General features: G+C 66.2%; 13 protein-coding genes. 5 read left to right on the top strand and 8 right to left on the bottom strand.

What is annotated here, in order from left to right; translation table 11 throughout:
- The 5 genes from Y704_RS21935 to Y704_RS21930 form a co-directional block, all read right to left on the bottom strand.
- A partial coding sequence (locus tag Y704_RS21935) for an NAD-dependent epimerase/dehydratase family protein (protein ID WP_035773051.1) occupies positions 1–561 on the bottom strand: 561 nt, incomplete at its 3' end.
- A 138-nt stretch (positions 562–699) separates the two neighbouring features.
- Entirely contained in the window at positions 700–1,131 is a 432-nt protein-coding gene (locus Y704_RS0115640; protein WP_026550808.1) for an OsmC family protein, read from the bottom strand.
- A 47-nt stretch (positions 1,132–1,178) separates the two neighbouring features.
- Positions 1,179–3,056, bottom strand: a complete 1,878-nt coding sequence (gene sucB / locus Y704_RS0115635; RefSeq protein ID WP_026550807.1) for a 2-oxoglutarate dehydrogenase, E2 component, dihydrolipoamide succinyltransferase — start codon at positions 3,054–3,056, stop codon at positions 1,179–1,181.
- 152 nt (positions 3,057–3,208) lie between these two features.
- Complete coding sequence (lpdA, locus tag Y704_RS0115630) at positions 3,209–4,591, bottom strand: dihydrolipoyl dehydrogenase (protein WP_026550806.1); 1,383 nt, start codon at positions 4,589–4,591, stop codon at positions 3,209–3,211.
- Positions 4,592–4,676: 85 nt separating this feature from the next.
- Positions 4,677–6,326, bottom strand: a complete 1,650-nt coding sequence (locus Y704_RS21930; protein ID WP_081747709.1) for a leucyl aminopeptidase — start codon at positions 6,324–6,326, stop codon at positions 4,677–4,679.
- Positions 6,327–6,582: 256 nt separating this feature from the next.
- Between Y704_RS21930 and Y704_RS21925 the strand changes: the two genes are divergently transcribed.
- The 4 genes from Y704_RS21925 to Y704_RS0115605 all read left to right on the top strand — a co-directional run bounded on the left by Y704_RS21925 (position 6,583) and on the right by Y704_RS0115605 (position 11,761).
- The gene (locus Y704_RS21925; protein ID WP_051477212.1) at positions 6,583–7,575 is read left to right on the top strand and encodes a proteasome assembly chaperone family protein; all 993 of its coding nucleotides are present in this window, start codon (positions 6,583–6,585) and stop codon (positions 7,573–7,575) included.
- Between the two features lie 11 nt (positions 7,576–7,586).
- The gene (locus Y704_RS0115615) at positions 7,587–8,945 is read left to right on the top strand and encodes an MFS transporter (RefSeq protein WP_026550805.1); all 1,359 of its coding nucleotides are present in this window, start codon (positions 7,587–7,589) and stop codon (positions 8,943–8,945) included.
- Between the two features lie 71 nt (positions 8,946–9,016).
- The gene (locus Y704_RS0115610; RefSeq protein WP_026550804.1) at positions 9,017–10,264 is read left to right on the top strand and encodes a DUF4192 domain-containing protein; all 1,248 of its coding nucleotides are present in this window, start codon (positions 9,017–9,019) and stop codon (positions 10,262–10,264) included.
- Positions 10,265–10,549: 285 nt separating this feature from the next.
- Positions 10,550–11,761 (top strand): RNA polymerase sigma factor, encoded by a 1,212-nt coding sequence (locus Y704_RS0115605; protein WP_026550803.1) that lies wholly within the window; start codon positions 10,550–10,552, stop codon positions 11,759–11,761.
- A gap of 149 nt (positions 11,762–11,910) precedes the next feature.
- Here Y704_RS0115605 and Y704_RS0115600 read toward each other — a convergent pair whose 3' ends face one another.
- A complete protein-coding gene (locus Y704_RS0115600; RefSeq protein ID WP_026550802.1) occupies positions 11,911–12,129 on the bottom strand; it encodes a DUF7455 domain-containing protein in 219 nt (72 codons plus the stop codon).
- Positions 12,130–12,353: 224 nt separating this feature from the next.
- On the opposite strand from Y704_RS0115600, the gene Y704_RS0115595 reads away from it, so the two are divergent.
- Positions 12,354–14,462, top strand: coding sequence for a DNA gyrase/topoisomerase IV subunit B (locus tag Y704_RS0115595; RefSeq protein WP_026550801.1), 2,109 nt, complete (start codon positions 12,354–12,356; stop codon positions 14,460–14,462).
- 3 nt (positions 14,463–14,465) lie between these two features.
- Here Y704_RS0115595 and Y704_RS0115590 read toward each other — a convergent pair whose 3' ends face one another.
- Together Y704_RS0115590 and Y704_RS0115585 are read right to left on the bottom strand one after the other, a co-directional pair.
- A complete protein-coding gene (locus Y704_RS0115590; protein WP_026550800.1) occupies positions 14,466–15,464 on the bottom strand; it encodes a M48 family metalloprotease in 999 nt (332 codons plus the stop codon).
- A gap of 7 nt (positions 15,465–15,471) precedes the next feature.
- Entirely contained in the window at positions 15,472–15,840 is a 369-nt protein-coding gene (locus Y704_RS0115585; protein WP_026550799.1) for a BlaI/MecI/CopY family transcriptional regulator, read from the bottom strand.
- Positions 15,841–16,254 lie beyond the last annotated feature (414 nt).

Genomic DNA, 16,254 nt, shown 5'->3' with positions numbered 1-16,254 from the left:
GGAGCCGATCGGCCCGCCGCCGTACAGGCGGAGCGGCAGCAGGAGCTTGGGCAGGGCGCCTCCGCGCGTGGTCATGACGAGGCCCGTGCGGGGTGTTACCACCCGCACGGTCGACGGCGCCTGATGGGCCTCCGCTTCCCACCGCCGGCAGATGTCGGCGAGGACCGAGTTCCCGGATGCGGAGGACTCGGTGAGGATCTCGTCACCACGGTCACCGTAGTAGTTCGACCCCGATTGGCTGAGGAACACGGTGGGCGGGTTCTCCGCTCGTGCCATCGCATCGACCAGTGTCCTGGTGGGTTTGAGCCGTGAGGAGTAGAGCACTTCCTTATAGCTGCGCGTCCAGAGCCGTCCGGCAATACCGGCTCCGGACAGGTTCACCACCGCGTCAGCTTTCTCGATCGCCGACTGGTCTATCTCCCCGCGTGAGGGGTCCCAGTAGGTTTCGTCGGGGCCGGACGGTTTCCGCCGGACAAGGCGGTGAACCTCGTGGGTTCCGCGAAGGTGCCGGGCCAGTGCTGTGCCGATGGTGCCGGATGCTCCGGCGATGAGGATGCGCATGGAACCATCGAACCACCCCGAGTGCCATCCGGGAAACGGCGGGCGCAAGCGCAGCCGTCGGGTTAGTCCTCGCCGTGGATGACAGAGGAACAGCGGGCGGGATTGCTGAATCCCGGCCCGCTGTTCTGATACTGATTCCTACAACTCCAGGGTGGCTGTGAGGGAGATATTCTTCACGGCGGCGAGAGCCTGGGACACCGGGCACCCTTCCTTGGCGTCGTTGGCAAGGCGCTGGAAGTCGTCCTCGGACAGGCCGGGGATGCGTGCGCTGAGCGTCAGACGGATGGCAGTGATGCCCTTGCCCGGCACGAAGTCGACCTCGGCATGCGTCTCGAGTCGGTCCGGGGTCTTGCCCTCCTCGCCCAGCGCAAGGCTGAAAGCCATGTTGAAGCAGGACGAGTGGGCTGCGGCAATGAGCTCTTCCGGGCTCGTCCTTCCGCCCGACTCTTCAGTGCGGGCTTTCCAGGTGACGTCGTAGGTGCCAAGACCTGATGAATCGAGGGTCACCTGTCCGGAACCGGTGGGAAGGTCGCCCGACCAGACGGCGTGGGCTTTACGAACGGTAGCCATGTTTCTCCTTACGTTGACAGTGGAAGGTTGACGGTGCTGGTAAATCCCTACAGGCCGAGGTCGGCCTCGAACGCGCCGGCTTCGAGTCGGGACTTGAGCGTCTGCAGGAACCGCCCCGCGTCCGCGCCGTCGACCAGGCGGTGGTCGTAGGTCAGGCTGAGGTACATCATGGAGCGGATCGCGATGGTGTCCCCGCCGTCGGCGTCGGTCATCACCACGGGGCGCTTGACGATTGCTCCGGTACCGAGGATGCCGACCTGCGGCTGGTTGATGATGGGTGTGTCGAACAGCGCTCCCACCGATCCGATGTTGGTGATGGTGAAGGTGCCACCGGAAAGCTCGTCCGGCCCGATCTTCCCACTGCGGGTGCGGGCGCCGACGTCGGCGATCTTCTTGGCCAGGCCACCCAGGTTCAGGTTTCCCGCGTCCCGGATCACCGGAACCAGGAGGCCCTTTTCGGTGTCCACCGCGATCGCAAGGTGCTCGGCGTCGTGGTAGGTCACTTCCTTCTTTTCCTCGTCGAAGGACGCGTTCAGCTTGGCGTGCTGCTTGAGTGCCTCGGTCACTGCCTTCGAGATGAAGGGCAGGAACGTGAGCTTCGCGCCGTTCTGCGCCTGGAAGGTGGCCTTCGCCGCGGTGCGCAGGTGTGCAACACGGGTCATGTCCACCTCGATCACCTGGGTGAGCTGGGCAGAGACCTCGAGGGATTCCCGCATGCGCTTGGCGATGGTCTGACGGATGCGCGGTGCCTTCTCCACGGTGCCGCGCAGTTTCGAGGGCTCGGCCGCGGGGGCCGCGGGAGCCTGTGCCTGTCCCGGAGCAGGTGCGCCGGAGGCGGGGGACTGGGCCGGTGCGGCTTCCTTCGCCCTGCCGGCTTCCGCTGCGTCGAGGACGTCCTGCTTACGGATGCGGCCACCCACACCGGTGCCCTTGACCGATGCGAGGTCAACGCTGTTCTGATTCGCGAGTTTCCGCACCAGGGGGGTGACGTAGGCCGAGGCATCGGAGGAGCTGTCCGCTTCGGTCCCGGAGGGCTTTGATTCAGCGGGTGCCTTCGGTTCTTCCGTGGCTGCGGGCGCTTCCTTTACGGGCTCCGCGTCGGGTTCGGACGTCGCGCCGGCACGCTGTGCTTCCTTGTCCGCTCCCGGCTTCTCGGTCGGAGCGTCGCTGCGCTCCTCGGACGGGGTCGCCGCAACCGGCTCCCCCGACCCGGCTTCAGCTTTCGCCGGGGCTCCGGCACCCGAGCCGATGACGGCGAGCACCGCACCGACCTCGACGGTCTCGTCCTCGTTGACCCGGATCTCCTGGAGCTTCCCGGCAACGGGAGAAGGAATTTCGGTGTCGACCTTGTCGGTCGACACCTCCAGCAGCGGCTCGTCCACCTCGACGTCGTCGCCGACGGCCTTCAGCCACCGCGTCACCGTGCCCTCGGTAACGCTTTCGCCCAGTGCGGGGAGGGTCACCTCGGTGCCACCGGAGCTGCCGGAATCCTTCGGCGACTCCTTTGGAGTTTCCTCCGGGGCCTTCGCAGGTGCGGGGGCCTCTTCAGGAGCGGGAGGCTCTTCAGGAGCGGGAGGCTCTTCAGGTTCGGGCTCTGCGGCAGGTTCGGGCTCTGCGGCAGCTTCGGGCTCTGTCGCGGATTCCGCAGCGTCCCCGGACCCCCCTGCGTCCGAGCCTCCTGCGCCTGTTCCATCACCGATCCGAACGAGGGGAGCACCGACCTCGGCGGTCTCGTCCTCGGCGACGAGAATCTCCTCGATGACTCCGGCGATCGGCGAAGGGATTTCGGTGTCGACCTTGTCGGTGGAAACCTCCAGCAACGGTTCGTCAACCTCCACGCGGTCGCCGACCTGCTTGAGCCATCGCGTCACGGTACCCTCAGTGACGCTTTCACCGAGAGCGGGTAAGTTCACGGATTCAGACATAGTGTCCCCGTTTCTCCTTATTTGGTTCGATCCTGGGCAGCTGGGTGACCAGCGGTGCCGGATCAGCTGAGGTTGCTGTGGTGCTTTATCTGCGAGCTTAGTCCAAGCTCTCTCCGGGTCGGGCCGGGGGCCGTCAATTCGGTGCCGGAGGCTCAGCCGTGAAGGGGCTTGCCCGCCAGTGCCAGGTGTGCCTCGCCCAGGGCCTCGTTCTGGGTGGGGTGGGCGTGGACGAGCTGGGCCACATCCTCGGGGTACGCTTCCCAGTTCACGATGAGCTGTGCCTCACCGATCTGCTCGCCCATCCGGCTGCCGAGCATATGGATGCCGACAATCGGTCCGTCCTTCTCACGCACGAGCTTCACGAGGCCGCCGGTGCCGATGATCGAGCTCTTGCCGTTGCCTGCGAGGTTGTACTCGGTGGTTTCCACGCGGTCGTCGCCGAGCTTCTCGCGGGCGGCCTTCTCGGTGTAGCCGACCGAGGCGATCTCGGGGTCGCTGTAGGTGACCTTGGGGATGTTGATGTCCTCGACGATCACCGGCTTCAGCCCGCCGATTTCCTCGGCGACGAAGATGCCCTGCTGGAAGCCGCGGTGGGCGAGCTGCAGGCCGGGTACGATATCGCCGACCGCGTAGATGTTCCCCACGCCGGTGTGGAGCCGCTCGTTGGTGATGACGTACCCGCGGTCCAGCGGAATGCCGGCTTCCTCATAGCCGAGGCCGTCGGTGACCGGGCCACGGCCGACGGCGACGAGCATGAGGTCGGCCTCGAAGGTCTTGCCGTCCTCGAGGGTGGCCTTCACCCCGTCGTCGTTCTGTTCCACGCCCTTGAACCGGGTGCCCGTGTTGAACTTGATGCCGCGCTTCTTGAAGGCGCGCTCGAAGCCCTTGACGATCGCGGCGTCCTCGTTGGGTACCAGGGAGGGCAGTGCCTCGATGATGGTGACGTCTACGCCGAAGGACTTCCAGACCGACGCGAACTCACAGCCGATGACGCCGCCGCCGAGGATGATCACGCTCTTGGGGACGAAATCCATGGTCAGGGCCTGGTCCGAGGTGATGACCTTCCCGCCGATCTCAAGGCCCGGCAGCGTCTTCGAGAAGGAGCCGGTCGCCAGGACGATGTTCTTGCCGGTGTAGGAGGTGCCGTCGACCTCCACGGTGCTCTTCGACGTCAGCTTGCCCGCACCTTCGATGACCGTGATGCCCTTGGAATTGATGAGTCCCTGCAGACCGCGGTACTTTCCGGCGATGATGCCGTCCTTGTAGGCATTCACCGCGGGCATGTCGATGGAATCGAAGGACGCCTTCACCCCATACTTGCCGGCGTCGCGGGCACCATCGGCAATTTCAGCCGAGTGCAGCAGGGCCTTGGTGGGGATGCAGCCGTTGTGGAGGCAGGTGCCGCCCAGCTTGCCCTTCTCGATCAGGCCTACGGTCTGGCCGAGCTGCACGGCGCGAAGCGCCGCGGCATAGCCGCCGCTTCCCCCACCGAGTACCAGGATGTCGAATTCTTGCGCAGGTGCCGTATCGGCCACTTTGACGCTCCCTCGCGTGATCTGTGACGCATGTGAGCGCGTCGGTCGGTGATTCTGGCCAAGCGCCAGGCGATCAGGTTTCACCCTATCCCCACATCACCCGTGCATCTACCTGCCAACGGAAACGCGGGCCCCCAGTGTGGCCAGCATCACCCGGCTGATCCTGCGCGGCCGGGTGATGCGCGGCTGGTCCTGCGCGGGCGAGGACGTCCTCGATGTAGGCGAGGAGCGTCCGGACGCCTACGCCGGTGCCCGCCTTCGGGGTGTAGCCGAAAGCGGAGCCTTCGTTGAAGGCGGGGCCCGCGATGTCCAGGTGCGCCCAGGGAATCTTCTCCCCGTCCACTTGGCCCACGAATTCGCGCAGGAAGACGGCGGCGGTCATCATGCCGCCATTGCGTTCGCCGATGTTCGCGATGTCGGCGACCTGCGAGTCGAGGCTCGCGCGGAGCTCCTCGGGGAGCGGCATCGGCCAGAACTGCTCACCGGCGCGGTCCGCTGCAGCCTTGACGGCGTCGCGCACGCCGTCGTCGCCCATGACGCCCGACACCCGGGTTCCCAGGGCGATCATCTGCGCACCGGTCAGCGTGGCGATGTCGATGATCGCATCCGGAGCCTCTTCGCTGGCTGCGGCGAGTCCATCGGCGAGGACGAGGCGCCCTTCGGCGTCGGTGTTGAGGACCTCGACCGTGCGGCCCCCGAAAATGGTCAGGACGTCCTCGGGCCGCTGGGCGGTTCCCGACGGCATGTTCTCGGCAAGGCACATCCAGGCCGTCACCTTGGCGGGTAGGCCGAGCTCTGCCACGGCCAGGAGGGTGTTCAGGACGACGGCGGCGCCGGCCATGTCGAGCTTCATCGTCTGCATGCCGGCGGCGGGCTTGAGGGACAGCCCACCCGAATCGAAGGTGATTCCCTTGCCGACGAGGGCGAGGTGGACCTGCGATTTGGCGGGCGAGTATTCCACCTTGACCATCCGGGGCGGCCGGGAGGAGCCCTTGCCGACGCCCAGGAGGCCGCCGTAGCCGTCGCGCTCGAGCCTCTTCTCGTCCATCACTGTGACCTTCACCGGCAGCCCTTTCGCGAGGTCCCTGGCGGCCTGGGCGAAGGTTTCAGGGTAAAGGTGGCTCGGCGGCTGATTCACGAGCGACCGCGTGGCATTGACGTTCCGGCCGAGCACCGAGGCCCGCCGCAGCGCGTCCTGGAGGGCGGGGTCCTGTGCGCATTCGCAGTAGACGATCACATTTCTCACCGCACCGGTGTTCTCTTTCGGGGCGATCGCGCCGTCCGCTCCGATGCCCGAGCGGTAGCCCTCGTAGGCGTATGCACCGAGTGCGGCACCCTCGGCGACGGCCGCTGCCTCGGCGACGGACGGTGCGGGAAGCGCGATGACAACGGTCTCGACTCCGGCGAGCTGGCGGATCGCAGCTCCGGCCGCACGGCGGAGGGTCTCTGCGGGGAGTCCGTGTCCGGGCTCGACCCGGCCCACGCCGGTGAGGACAAGGGAATCGGCGCCGGTCTCCGGCAGGCCCGGAAGGCGCCGCACCTCATCCGCTGCGCCGGTGATTCCCAGGACCTGGAGGGAGTCGTTCAGTGCCCTGGCGGCTTTGGCCGGGAGGGCGGAGCCGAGGAGCACCGGGCCACCAGCGGTCTTCGCCACTCCGACCACCAATGCGTCACTGGGGACCTTCCTCAGGTCTTTCGACGCGGCGGTCAGGTTAAGTTCGCTTGCTTTGATCACGAAGCTGCTTCCTCATTTCCGGATGGGTGCCCGGGGTGGGTGCCCGGGGTGGGTGCCCGGGAATCGGCCCGGGCTTTCCTCCCGATCGTAGTCTCTTGTGGTCGGCGACCTTCCGTCCGGCGGGAGGACGGGCGCGCCGCCGCACTGGAATGAAACGGGCTGCCCCGCGCGTTAGCTAACTACGGACGCTGTCCTTCAGCGTCCACCGCTTGACTGCCGCCCCGCGGCAGGCGCCGGGGAGCGCAGGGAGGAAGCAATGCTGGAACCACGGACACTGTTCAACGTCAACGCGGAGATCTTCGATGATCCCGCATCGAAGGGGCTGCCGCTTCTTGCGAGCCTGAGCGGATTCGCCGACGCCGGGCACGTGGTGTCGCAGGTCAGCGAGGAGCTGCTCGAAATCCTCGACTCCGAGACCGTGGCCGTATTCGACGCGGATCAACTGATCGACTACCGCAGCCGGCGCCCGCGGATCACCTTCAACGAGGACCATCTCACCGATTACCAGCCGCCGCGCCTCGAGCTGCACCGGTTGCACGACGGGCTCGGCGAGCCTTTCCTGCTCCTGACCGGTTTTGAACCCGACCTGCAGTGGGAGCGGTTCATCAGCGCAGTACTCATCCTCTTCGAGGAGCTCGACATCTCGCTGTTGTCCTGGATCCACGCCATTCCGATGCCTGTTCCGCACACCCGGCCCATCGGCGTCACCGTGCACGGGAACCGCTCCGACCTGATCGAGGGCAAGAATGCCTGGCGTCCCACGGCGGAGCTCCAGGCGTCGATCGGCCACCTGCTCGAACTGAGGCTCATCGAGGCAGGGCACGACGTCGTCGGGCATGTGGTGCATGTGCCCCACTACTTGGCGGAGGCGGAATATCCGCCCGCGGCGGTCGCCGGGCTCGAATACCTGGGGGCGTCCGCCAAGCTCATGCTCCCCACCGACCGGCTGCGGGAGACCGGCCGCGACGTCGAACGCCAGATCGCGCGCCAGGTGAACGGATCCACCGAGGTGCAGTCGGTGGTGACGAACCTGGAACGTAAGTACGACGAGCACGCCGGAAGCACGGAGCGGAGGTCATTGCTCGTCAAGGAGAACAGCGAACTGGCCAGCGCCGAGGAGCTCGGCGCTGCCGTCGAAGCGTATCTTGCAAGCCCCCAGGCGGAAGAGGAATCGACTCTTCTCTGGGACGCCGCACACGAACCGGACGAAACAGGAGCAACGGACGACGGCGGCGACCCCGTGCGTTGAATAATGGGCAGGTGAGTGGATCCCGGAACAATCGCGCCTATGTAGTGTGGGCCGCCGGCGTCTGCGCCTACCTCGTCGCCGTGACCCAGCGGACCACCTTCGGCGTGGCGGGCATCGAGGCCACCGAGCGATTCAGCGCGACGGCGTCGCAGCTGGCGGTCTTCACCGTGGTGCAGCTGCTGGTCTATGCAACCCTGCAGATCCCCGTCGGGGTGCTCGTGGACCGCTGGGGACCGCGCGCCCTCATCGTCACGGGTGCCCTGCTGATGATGCTCGGACAGCTGCAGCTCGCCTTTGCCGACTCGGTGGGCGCCGGTATTGCGGGCAGGCTCCTGGTCGGTGCGGGCGACGCAACCACGTTCATCTCGGTGCTTCGACTGCTCCCTGCCTGGTTCGATCCCCGGAGAATTCCCGTTCTCACCCAATGGACGGGCATCATCGGTCAGTTGGGCCAGATCGTCTCCGTGGTGCCGTTCGTCGCGGTCCTTTCGACCTTCGGCTGGACATCCGCGTTCCTGGCGGCGTCGTCGCTTTCCCTCCTCGCCTTCGTGCTGGCCCTGACGCTGATCCGCGACAGCCCGCACCGGGACAGCGAGGGTGTTCTTCCCACGCTCCGGCAGACCGGCGTCTCACTTGCCGAAGCCTGGCGGCAGCCCGGCACACGGCTGGGGCTGTGGTCCCACTTCACCATCCAGTTCCCGGGCACGGTCTTCGTGCTGATGTGGGGTTATCCCTATCTCGTCAGCGCCGAAGGCGTGGCGGAGGGCGCGGCGTCAGCACTGATGACCCTGTTCGTGGCCGTCGGAATCGTCTGTGGTCCCGTCCTTGGACGTTACGTGGCGCGTCACCCGCTGCGCAGGTCCACCATGGTGCTGGCCATCGCGGGAGTGATCACGGCCGGGTGGCTCTCGGTGCTGCTGCACCCCGGTCCTGCTCCCTACTGGCTCCTGGCCCTGCTGGTCGTGGCGCTCGCGGTGGGTGGTCCGGGGTCGATGATCGCCTTCGACTTCGCCCGTACCTTCAACCCTTCCACCCGTGTGGGCACGGCAACCGGCATCGTCAACATCGGTGGTTTCACGGCATCACTGGTGTCGATGTATATCATCGGGGTGGTCCTCGACCTGCTGGTGGCCTCGGGCTTCTCGGCGGGCAGGCTCTACTCGCTCGCCTCCTTCCGGCTCGCGCTCTCAACCCAGCTGGTGTTCCTCGCCTTCGGTGTCGGCGCCATGCTGGTGGTGCGCAGGAGAGTGCGCCGGCAGCTTGCGGCCCAGGGCGTCATCGTCCCGCCGATCCGCCAGGCCGTCGCAAGGGAGCGGGCCCGGCGGAGCCGGGAGAGAGCCCGACGGCGGCATCCGGAGCCTCCGGTTTAGCCACCCGGCGGATTATTCACATAGGGCAGGGGCCGCTGCCTCCGGCGGCGGCGACGGCGCAGGATCGGGTCATGACCACCTTTCCTTCGCCCTTCAGGATCAGCTCGCCCGCAGACATTCTTTCCTACGTGCCGCATGCCCTCGGATTCGTCCCGTTCGAGAGTCTCGTCATTCTCACTCTGACCGGCAAGCGGCTCGGCGCCACCCTCCGCGTGGACCTTCCGTACGGCGACGGCGACCCCGCCCAGTTTGCCGCAGGCGTCTGTTCCTTCCTCGTCGCGGACGACACCGCTGACGGTTCGCTGATGATGCTCTATACGGCTACGCCGTGGGACCGGCCCGGCGCCCCGCCGCACCGGTCCATGGTGAACGCCCTCGATTCGGCGCTGCACAGGGCGGGTATCGGCCTCCGCGACGGGTGGCTCATCTCGCCGTCCACCTGGCGCGACTACTTCTGTTCCGATGCGCAGTGCTGCCTGTGGCCGGGGCATCCGCTGGAGGGGGTGACCGACAGCGCCCTGAATGCCGAGCTCATCTTCGAAGGGAGCTCTGTTGCGCCGTCCGTGGATGCAGCCGTGCAGCTCGGAGCGGCCGCGCCCGCCCCGCAGGCGACGGCCGAGGTGGCGCGGGCTTGTGCGAAGTACGCCGCACTGTGCCGCGGCCGGTGGCTGGAGACGAGCCAGTTCCGCGCGACGGTCGAGGTCTGGGAAGCGGCAATCAGCCTGCCGCTCCCGCTGGAGTGCAGCGAACAGCCTGGCGTCGGCGGCTTCCTCATCGCCAGCCTGGGTTCGAAGACAGTGAGGGATTTTCTACTCGTCAGCAGTTGCCTCGGTCTGGGAAGCGCGGTGCGTGGAGCCCGGGCCTGCGGCCTGCTCGAGGAACAGCACCCGGCTGCTCCTCCGGTAGCACCCGCGCTTACCCATCCCCTTCGTCCGGCCGGAAATTCCGGCAGCGATGCAGCCTCCTGGGATGCGCCGGCCTCGAGGGCGGACGCACTTCAGCTCAGCGATCTGCTGTCGGGACGGTATGAGGGCGCCATGACGTGGAGCAGGGCCGACTCCGTGCACGACCTGCTGATACGGCTCTCGGCCGTTTCGGCCGGCGAGGGCAAAGCCGCCGTGTGCTCGATGCTGGCCTGGATCGAATTCGCACGGGGGCGGGGCTCACGCGCCTGCGTGCACCTCGCCGAGGCGGAGGCCGCTGCGCCGGGCTACCGCCTGGCGAGGCTCCTCTCCGAACTCATCTCCAGGGGCGGGATGCCGGCATGGGCAAGGAAACGCAGCTCGGCGTGGGCGGCGCCGTCCCGCCGGACAGGATAATGCGCAGGATGCAGGAGCAACGCCCTTCAACATTTACGGGGCGCGGGTATCTCGTGCGACAATTGGAGTTGAGACCCGGTCGGGTCCGTGCACCAATTGGAAGATTGCGCAGTACCCGCTGCAGGCTGGAAAGCTACAGCTGGCGGGAATAGCGCAGGCAGAAGGCGGGTTCTATCAAGGAACCCTGCCTGACCGATTCCCCTTGGAGAAAGCCACGGACTTGACAGGGTCATAGTGGTGTTGTCCCCTTGACGGCACCGCACACCGCCGTATGAAAGGTTCTCTGTGTCGGTCAAGAATACAGCAGCACCGGTTTCGCTCGAAGCCGGTTCCACCACCACCAAGCGTCGGGCCGCGCCCAAGAAGGCCGCCCCGAAGGTCGCCTCTGCCAAGACGCCGGTGAAGGCTTCAGCCGGTGCGCAGAGCCCGGACGAGGCGCTGGATGTCGTCGCGGATCCGCAGGGCGAGCAGGACGCAGAAGAGGCCAAGCCCGAGGTTGCCGAAGCGGAAACGGGATCGACAACCGGCTTCGTCTACTCCGACGCGGATGACGACGACGCCCCCGCGCAGCAGGTGGTGTCCGCGGGCGCCACGGCCGATCCGGTCAAGGACTACCTCAAGCAGATCGGCAAGGTCGCCCTCCTCAATGCGGAGCAGGAAGTGGACCTCGCGCTGCGCATCGAAGCCGGCCTTTTCGCCGAGGACAAGATCAACGCCGACCCGGGAATGGATCCGAAGCTCCGCCGGGAGCTCGAATGGGTCATCCACGACGGAAAGCGCGCCAAGAACCACCTCCTCGAAGCGAATCTGCGCCTCGTGGTGTCCCTGGCGAAGCGATACACCGGGCGCGGCATGCTTTTCCTCGACCTCATTCAGGAGGGAAACCTGGGGCTCATCCGCGCCGTCGAGAAGTTCGACTACACCAAGGGCTTCAAGTTCTCCACGTACGCCACCTGGTGGATCCGCCAGGCCATCACCCGCGCCATGGCCGACCAGGCGAGGACCATCCGCATCCCGGTCCACATGGTCGAGGTCATCAACAAGCTTGCACGTGTCCAGCGGCAGATGCTGCAGGACCTGGGGCGCGAGCCTACTCCCGAGGAACTGGCCCTCGAGCTGGATATGACACCGGAGAAGGTGGTCGAGGTCCAGAAGTACGGCCGCGAGCCGATCTCCCTTCATACCCCGCTCGGTGAGGACGGCGACTCCGAGTTCGGCGACCTCATCGAGGACTCCGAGGCAGTGGTCCCGGCGGACGCAGTGAGTTTCACCCTGCTGCAGGAACAGCTCCACTCGGTCCTCGACACGCTCTCGGAGCGCGAAGCCGGAGTCGTCGCCATGCGGTTCGGCCTGACCGACGGACAGCCGAAGACCCTGGACGAAATCGGCAAGGTGTACGGGGTGACGCGTGAGCGGATCCGCCAGATCGAGTCGAAGACCATGTCCAAGTTGCGCCATCCTTCCCGCTCGCAGGTGCTGCGGGACTACCTGGACTAGGAATTCCCGCACATCGGCGAAAGGAAGAGACCCCCTCGGTTCGAGGGGGTCTCTTCCATTTTATCCGCGTACGCTGTCACTCTGGCGTAAGCCCAAACCGTTGGGGGTCAAGCCCTGTTTCCAGCCTGCTGCCGACATGGTGTCGGTCGCTAGGCGACGACCGCCGGCTTCTCGTGAAGCCGCTGGGTCTCATCCTGCCACTCGGACGTGAGCGGCTTGAGGTTCAATTCGACGGTACGCGCGTGATGGCCGCAGAAGAGAAGCTCGCCACCGGAGGACTGAAGGACTGCCCGAACGTAGGCCTGGGCTCCGCAGCGATCGCAGCGGTCCAGGGCGGTTATTTCGCGTGTTGCTACTGCAGTGGACATGAATGCCTCCTCATGTGGATCGTGTTTCCATATAACCATCATTCGTGGCCGATGCTTCTCAGGCTGGGTGGTCTTTCGCTCCCGGCGTACCAGTCAGGGACGGCAAGGCCCGTGGAGCGGCCAGCCTGTCCAGCACTGGGGGAGGCGGGTAATAAACTGATCGCTGGTACACCACACTGCCGCCGCGCTGCAACGCCCCACCCCGCCAAGGAGATCTTTCACCTGTGACCCCACCAAGCTCCGATTACACAGCACGGCACCTCTCAGTCCTCGAGGGGCTCGAAGCCGTCCGTAAGAGGCCAGGCATGTACATCGGATCGACCGACTCCCGGGGGCTGATGCATTGCCTGTGGGAGATTATCGACAACTCCGTCGACGAGGCGCTTGCCGGTTTCGGGCAGAGCATCACGGTCATCCTGCACTCCGACGGCTCGGTGGAAATCCACGACGACGGCCGCGGCATTCCCGTCGACGCCGAACCGAAGACCGGACTGAGTGGGGTCGAGGTGGTCTTCACCAAGCTTCACGCCGGTGGCAAGTTCGGCGGAGGGTCCTACACGGCCTCAGGCGGGCTGCACGGTGTCGGCGCCAGCGTTGTCAACGCCCTGTCCGCACGGCTTGACGTGTTCGTGGACCGCGGAAGCAAGACCTACAAGATGTCGTTCCGCCGTGGTGAGCCCGGCCGGTTCAAAGACGGAAAGGTCCTCTCGCCCACCGCTGAGTTCGAGCCATTCCTCGACGAGTCGCGCCTCGAGGTGGTCGGTACGGTGAAGCGGGGCGTCACTGGAACCAGGGTCCGCTACTGGGCCGACCGCCAGATCTTCACCAGGGACGCGAAGTTCTCCTACGAGGAGCTCCAGGCGCGGGCACGCCAGACCTCCTTCCTGGTGCCGGGCCTGCGCATCACGTTGCGGGACGACCGGCGGCTGCCGGGCACGGCAGGAGAAGCTGGACCGGTCGAGGAGGTCTTCCAGCACGACGGCGGCATTTCCGAATACGCCGAGTTCCTCGCCGCGGATGCCGCGGTCACTGACGTCTGGCGTATCCACGGGTCGGGTCGGTTCAAGGAGTCGGTTCCTGTGCTGGACGAGCGCGGCCACAGCCATATGGCCGAGGTGGAGCGTGACTGCGACGTGGATATCGCGCTGCGCTGGGGCATCGGGTACGAGACCACGGTGCGCAGCTACGTCAACATCATCGCCACCCCGAAGGGCGGCACGCATCAGAGCGGGTTCGAGCAGGCGCTCCTCAAGACCTTCCGCAAGGTCATCGAGGCGAATGCACGGAAACTCAAGGTCGGCAGCGACAAGATCGAGAAGGACGACGTCTTCGCGGGCCTGACCGCAGTCCTGACGGTGCGGCTCGCGGAGCCGCAGTTCGAGGGCCAGACCAAGGAAATCCTCGGAACCTCAGCCGTGAGGGCCATCGTGGCGAAGGTCGTGGAGAAGGAGATCCAGGCCCGCCTCAACTCGACAGCGCGCCACGACAAACCGCAGTCGGCCATGCTCCTCGACAAAGTGGTCGCCGAAATGAAGTCCCGCATCTCGGCCCGTGTGCACAAGGAGACCCAGCGGCGGAAGAACGCGCTGGAGACCTCGTCCATGCCGTCCAAACTCGCCGACTGCCGCATCGACGATGCCGAACGATCCGAACTGTTCATCGTCGAGGGTGACAGCGCACTCGGCACCGCGAAACTGGCGCGGTCCTCCGACTACCAGGCGCTGCTGCCCATCCGCGGCAAGATTCTGAACGTGCAGAAGGCCTCGGTCGGGGACATGTTGTCCAATGCTGAATGCGCAGCCCTGATCCAGGTGGTGGGCGCCGGCTCCGGACGTAGCTTCCAGCTCGACGCGCGCCGCTACGGCAAGGTCATTCTGATGACGGACGCTGATGTGGACGGGGCGCACATCCGTACGCTCCTGCTGACCCTCTTCTTCCGGTACATGCGTCCCCTGGTGATGGCCGGCCGGGTGTATGCCGCGGTGCCGCCGCTCCACCGCGTCGAGGTGATCAACGCCGGATCCAAGCCCAATGAGATGGTCTACACCTATTCGGAGAACGAACTGCACCGGCTTCTCGCTGCCATGGAGAAGTCGGGCAAGCGCTTCAAGGAACCCATCCAGCGCTACAAGGGACTGGGAGAAATGGATGCCGGGCAGCTCGCTGAGACGACGATGGACCCCCGCCACCGGACGCTGCGCCGCGTCCGCATCCAGGAAGCGGAGTCCGCCGAACGGGTGTTCGATCTCCTGATGGGCAGCGACGTGGCACCGCGGAAGGACTTCATCGTCGCGGGAGCGGCCACGCTGGACCGGGAACGCATCGATGCGTAGTTCCTAGCCCAGCAGCTCCGGCGCCACCAGGAGGATGGGCGGGACGGTCAGCAACAGTGCGGACGTGCCCAGAACGGTATTGCGCTGCAGGACCGACAGCGGCGGCAGGGGCGTCAGGAGCCTGCTGAGGCGCTGTGCCGTCGCCTCCAGGGTGCTCGCCGTCCCCGGTTCAAGTTCTGTCAGGGCGGACACCGTCACGGGAGCCGAACGCGTGGCGGGAGGCTCGCATTGCTCAAGGGACGCCGGTGGAGGCGAGCCTGACGCGACGATGGCGATGGCACGGACCAGCGTTGATTCCTTGACATGTTTCAATGCCTCATCATCAGCGAGCATCTCGATCAGTTCATTGACCGCCCGCTGGGCCAGCAGGGACGTCGGCAGCCATGGCAGGGCCGCGCGCCAGGCGGCGAACGCCCAGAGCAGCAGATGGTGCCGCTGGTGGAGGTGGGCGCGCTCGTGTGTCAGGACGGCGTCGAGCTCCTCCCGGGTCAGGAGATCCAGCAGACTATCGGACAGCACCGTCACCGACCGGGCGCCGCCCGGAAGGCAGTACGCCACCGGGGCCGGGTGATTGATGACCAGGGTGGCGGGACTGCCGAGCGCCGGTGAACTGAGCAGCCCGAGCAGATCCCGGTGGCGGCGCCGCTGGCGCCGGATCCGCACATAGGTGAGCATCAGGGTGAAAATCAGGTGTGCGCCGAGGAGGAAAGCCGCGCTGAGTGCGAAGACGTGTACGACGCCGAGGGTTCCGGCCGGTGCCTGGTTCCGGGCGACGTTCCAAAAACCACCCGCAGCTGATACCAGATTGTCGCCCAGCGGTTCAAGCCCCCAGACGAGCATGGCGCCGATCATGGACAGGCCGCCCGCGAGGGCTATCGACTGCCAAAGGATCAGGGCGGTAAAGGGCGCGCGAGCCGGCCATCGTGCGCGGGAGAGCGCAACCGGTGCGGGCCAGGCGAGGATGATCGCGAGCGTGGCCAACAGGTAGGACGCCCAGAACACGGGCGGGTCAGCTGCCGCTGAGCAGCTTGCGGAGAGTCTGTGCTTCGGTTTCGGAGACGCTGCCGATGAAGCGGGCGAGCACCGCTTCCCGGTCGGGTGCGGTGACGAGGACCTCATGCATCAGTTCCGCTGTGTGGGCCTCGCGGCTGGTGACGGACTTGTAGCGGTGGGGCCGGCTGTTCCGCTCGCGCTGCACCAGACCCTTCTTCTCGAGCCGGGAGAGAACCGTGAGAACGGTGGTGACCGCGAGTTCGCGGCCGACCTCACCGAACGGCGCTTCCGCGATCGCCTCCCGCAGTCCGTTTGCCGTCAGCGCTTCCGGCGTGGCCCACAGCAGTTCCATCACCGTGCGTTCAAGGTCTCCGAGCGTTGCCATGTTCTTGTTCCTTCTCTGACCAATGCACGATGACGCACTCCAGCGGGGTGCGGATCCGCCTACGAAGGGGGAGTGCCGATGAACCTAACTTACCGCTTTCGGGCGCGCATTTCTACTCCTCGTAGAAGACTCTCCGGCCATTTTTCTACCCTATGTAGAAGGCCTTTCGGTCGCGTCGACGCACCCCCTCCTCATCGACTGCGCAGGAATTACGGTGGGAACGGCGTGTCGGCCGTTATTGCTGTGCACTCGATCCGGGGCCAACCGATACGGACCCCCGCTTCGGGTCGATGAGCCCCATCATCGAATCGCGAACAGGGGGACCAACGTGGGCAGGCTGCCCTACGCTTGGGGGCATGAGCCCGATCGACCTCCCGGATCCTGCCAGCGGGACGCCCAACAGAGGCACCCCGG

The organism is Arthrobacter sp. Br18 (assembly GCF_000520555.1).
Classification (GTDB): Bacteria; Actinomycetota; Actinomycetes; order Actinomycetales; family Micrococcaceae; genus Arthrobacter_D.
Note: the sequence above shows the minus strand (reverse complement) of the source record. Positions and strands in the feature narration are given on the sequence as shown.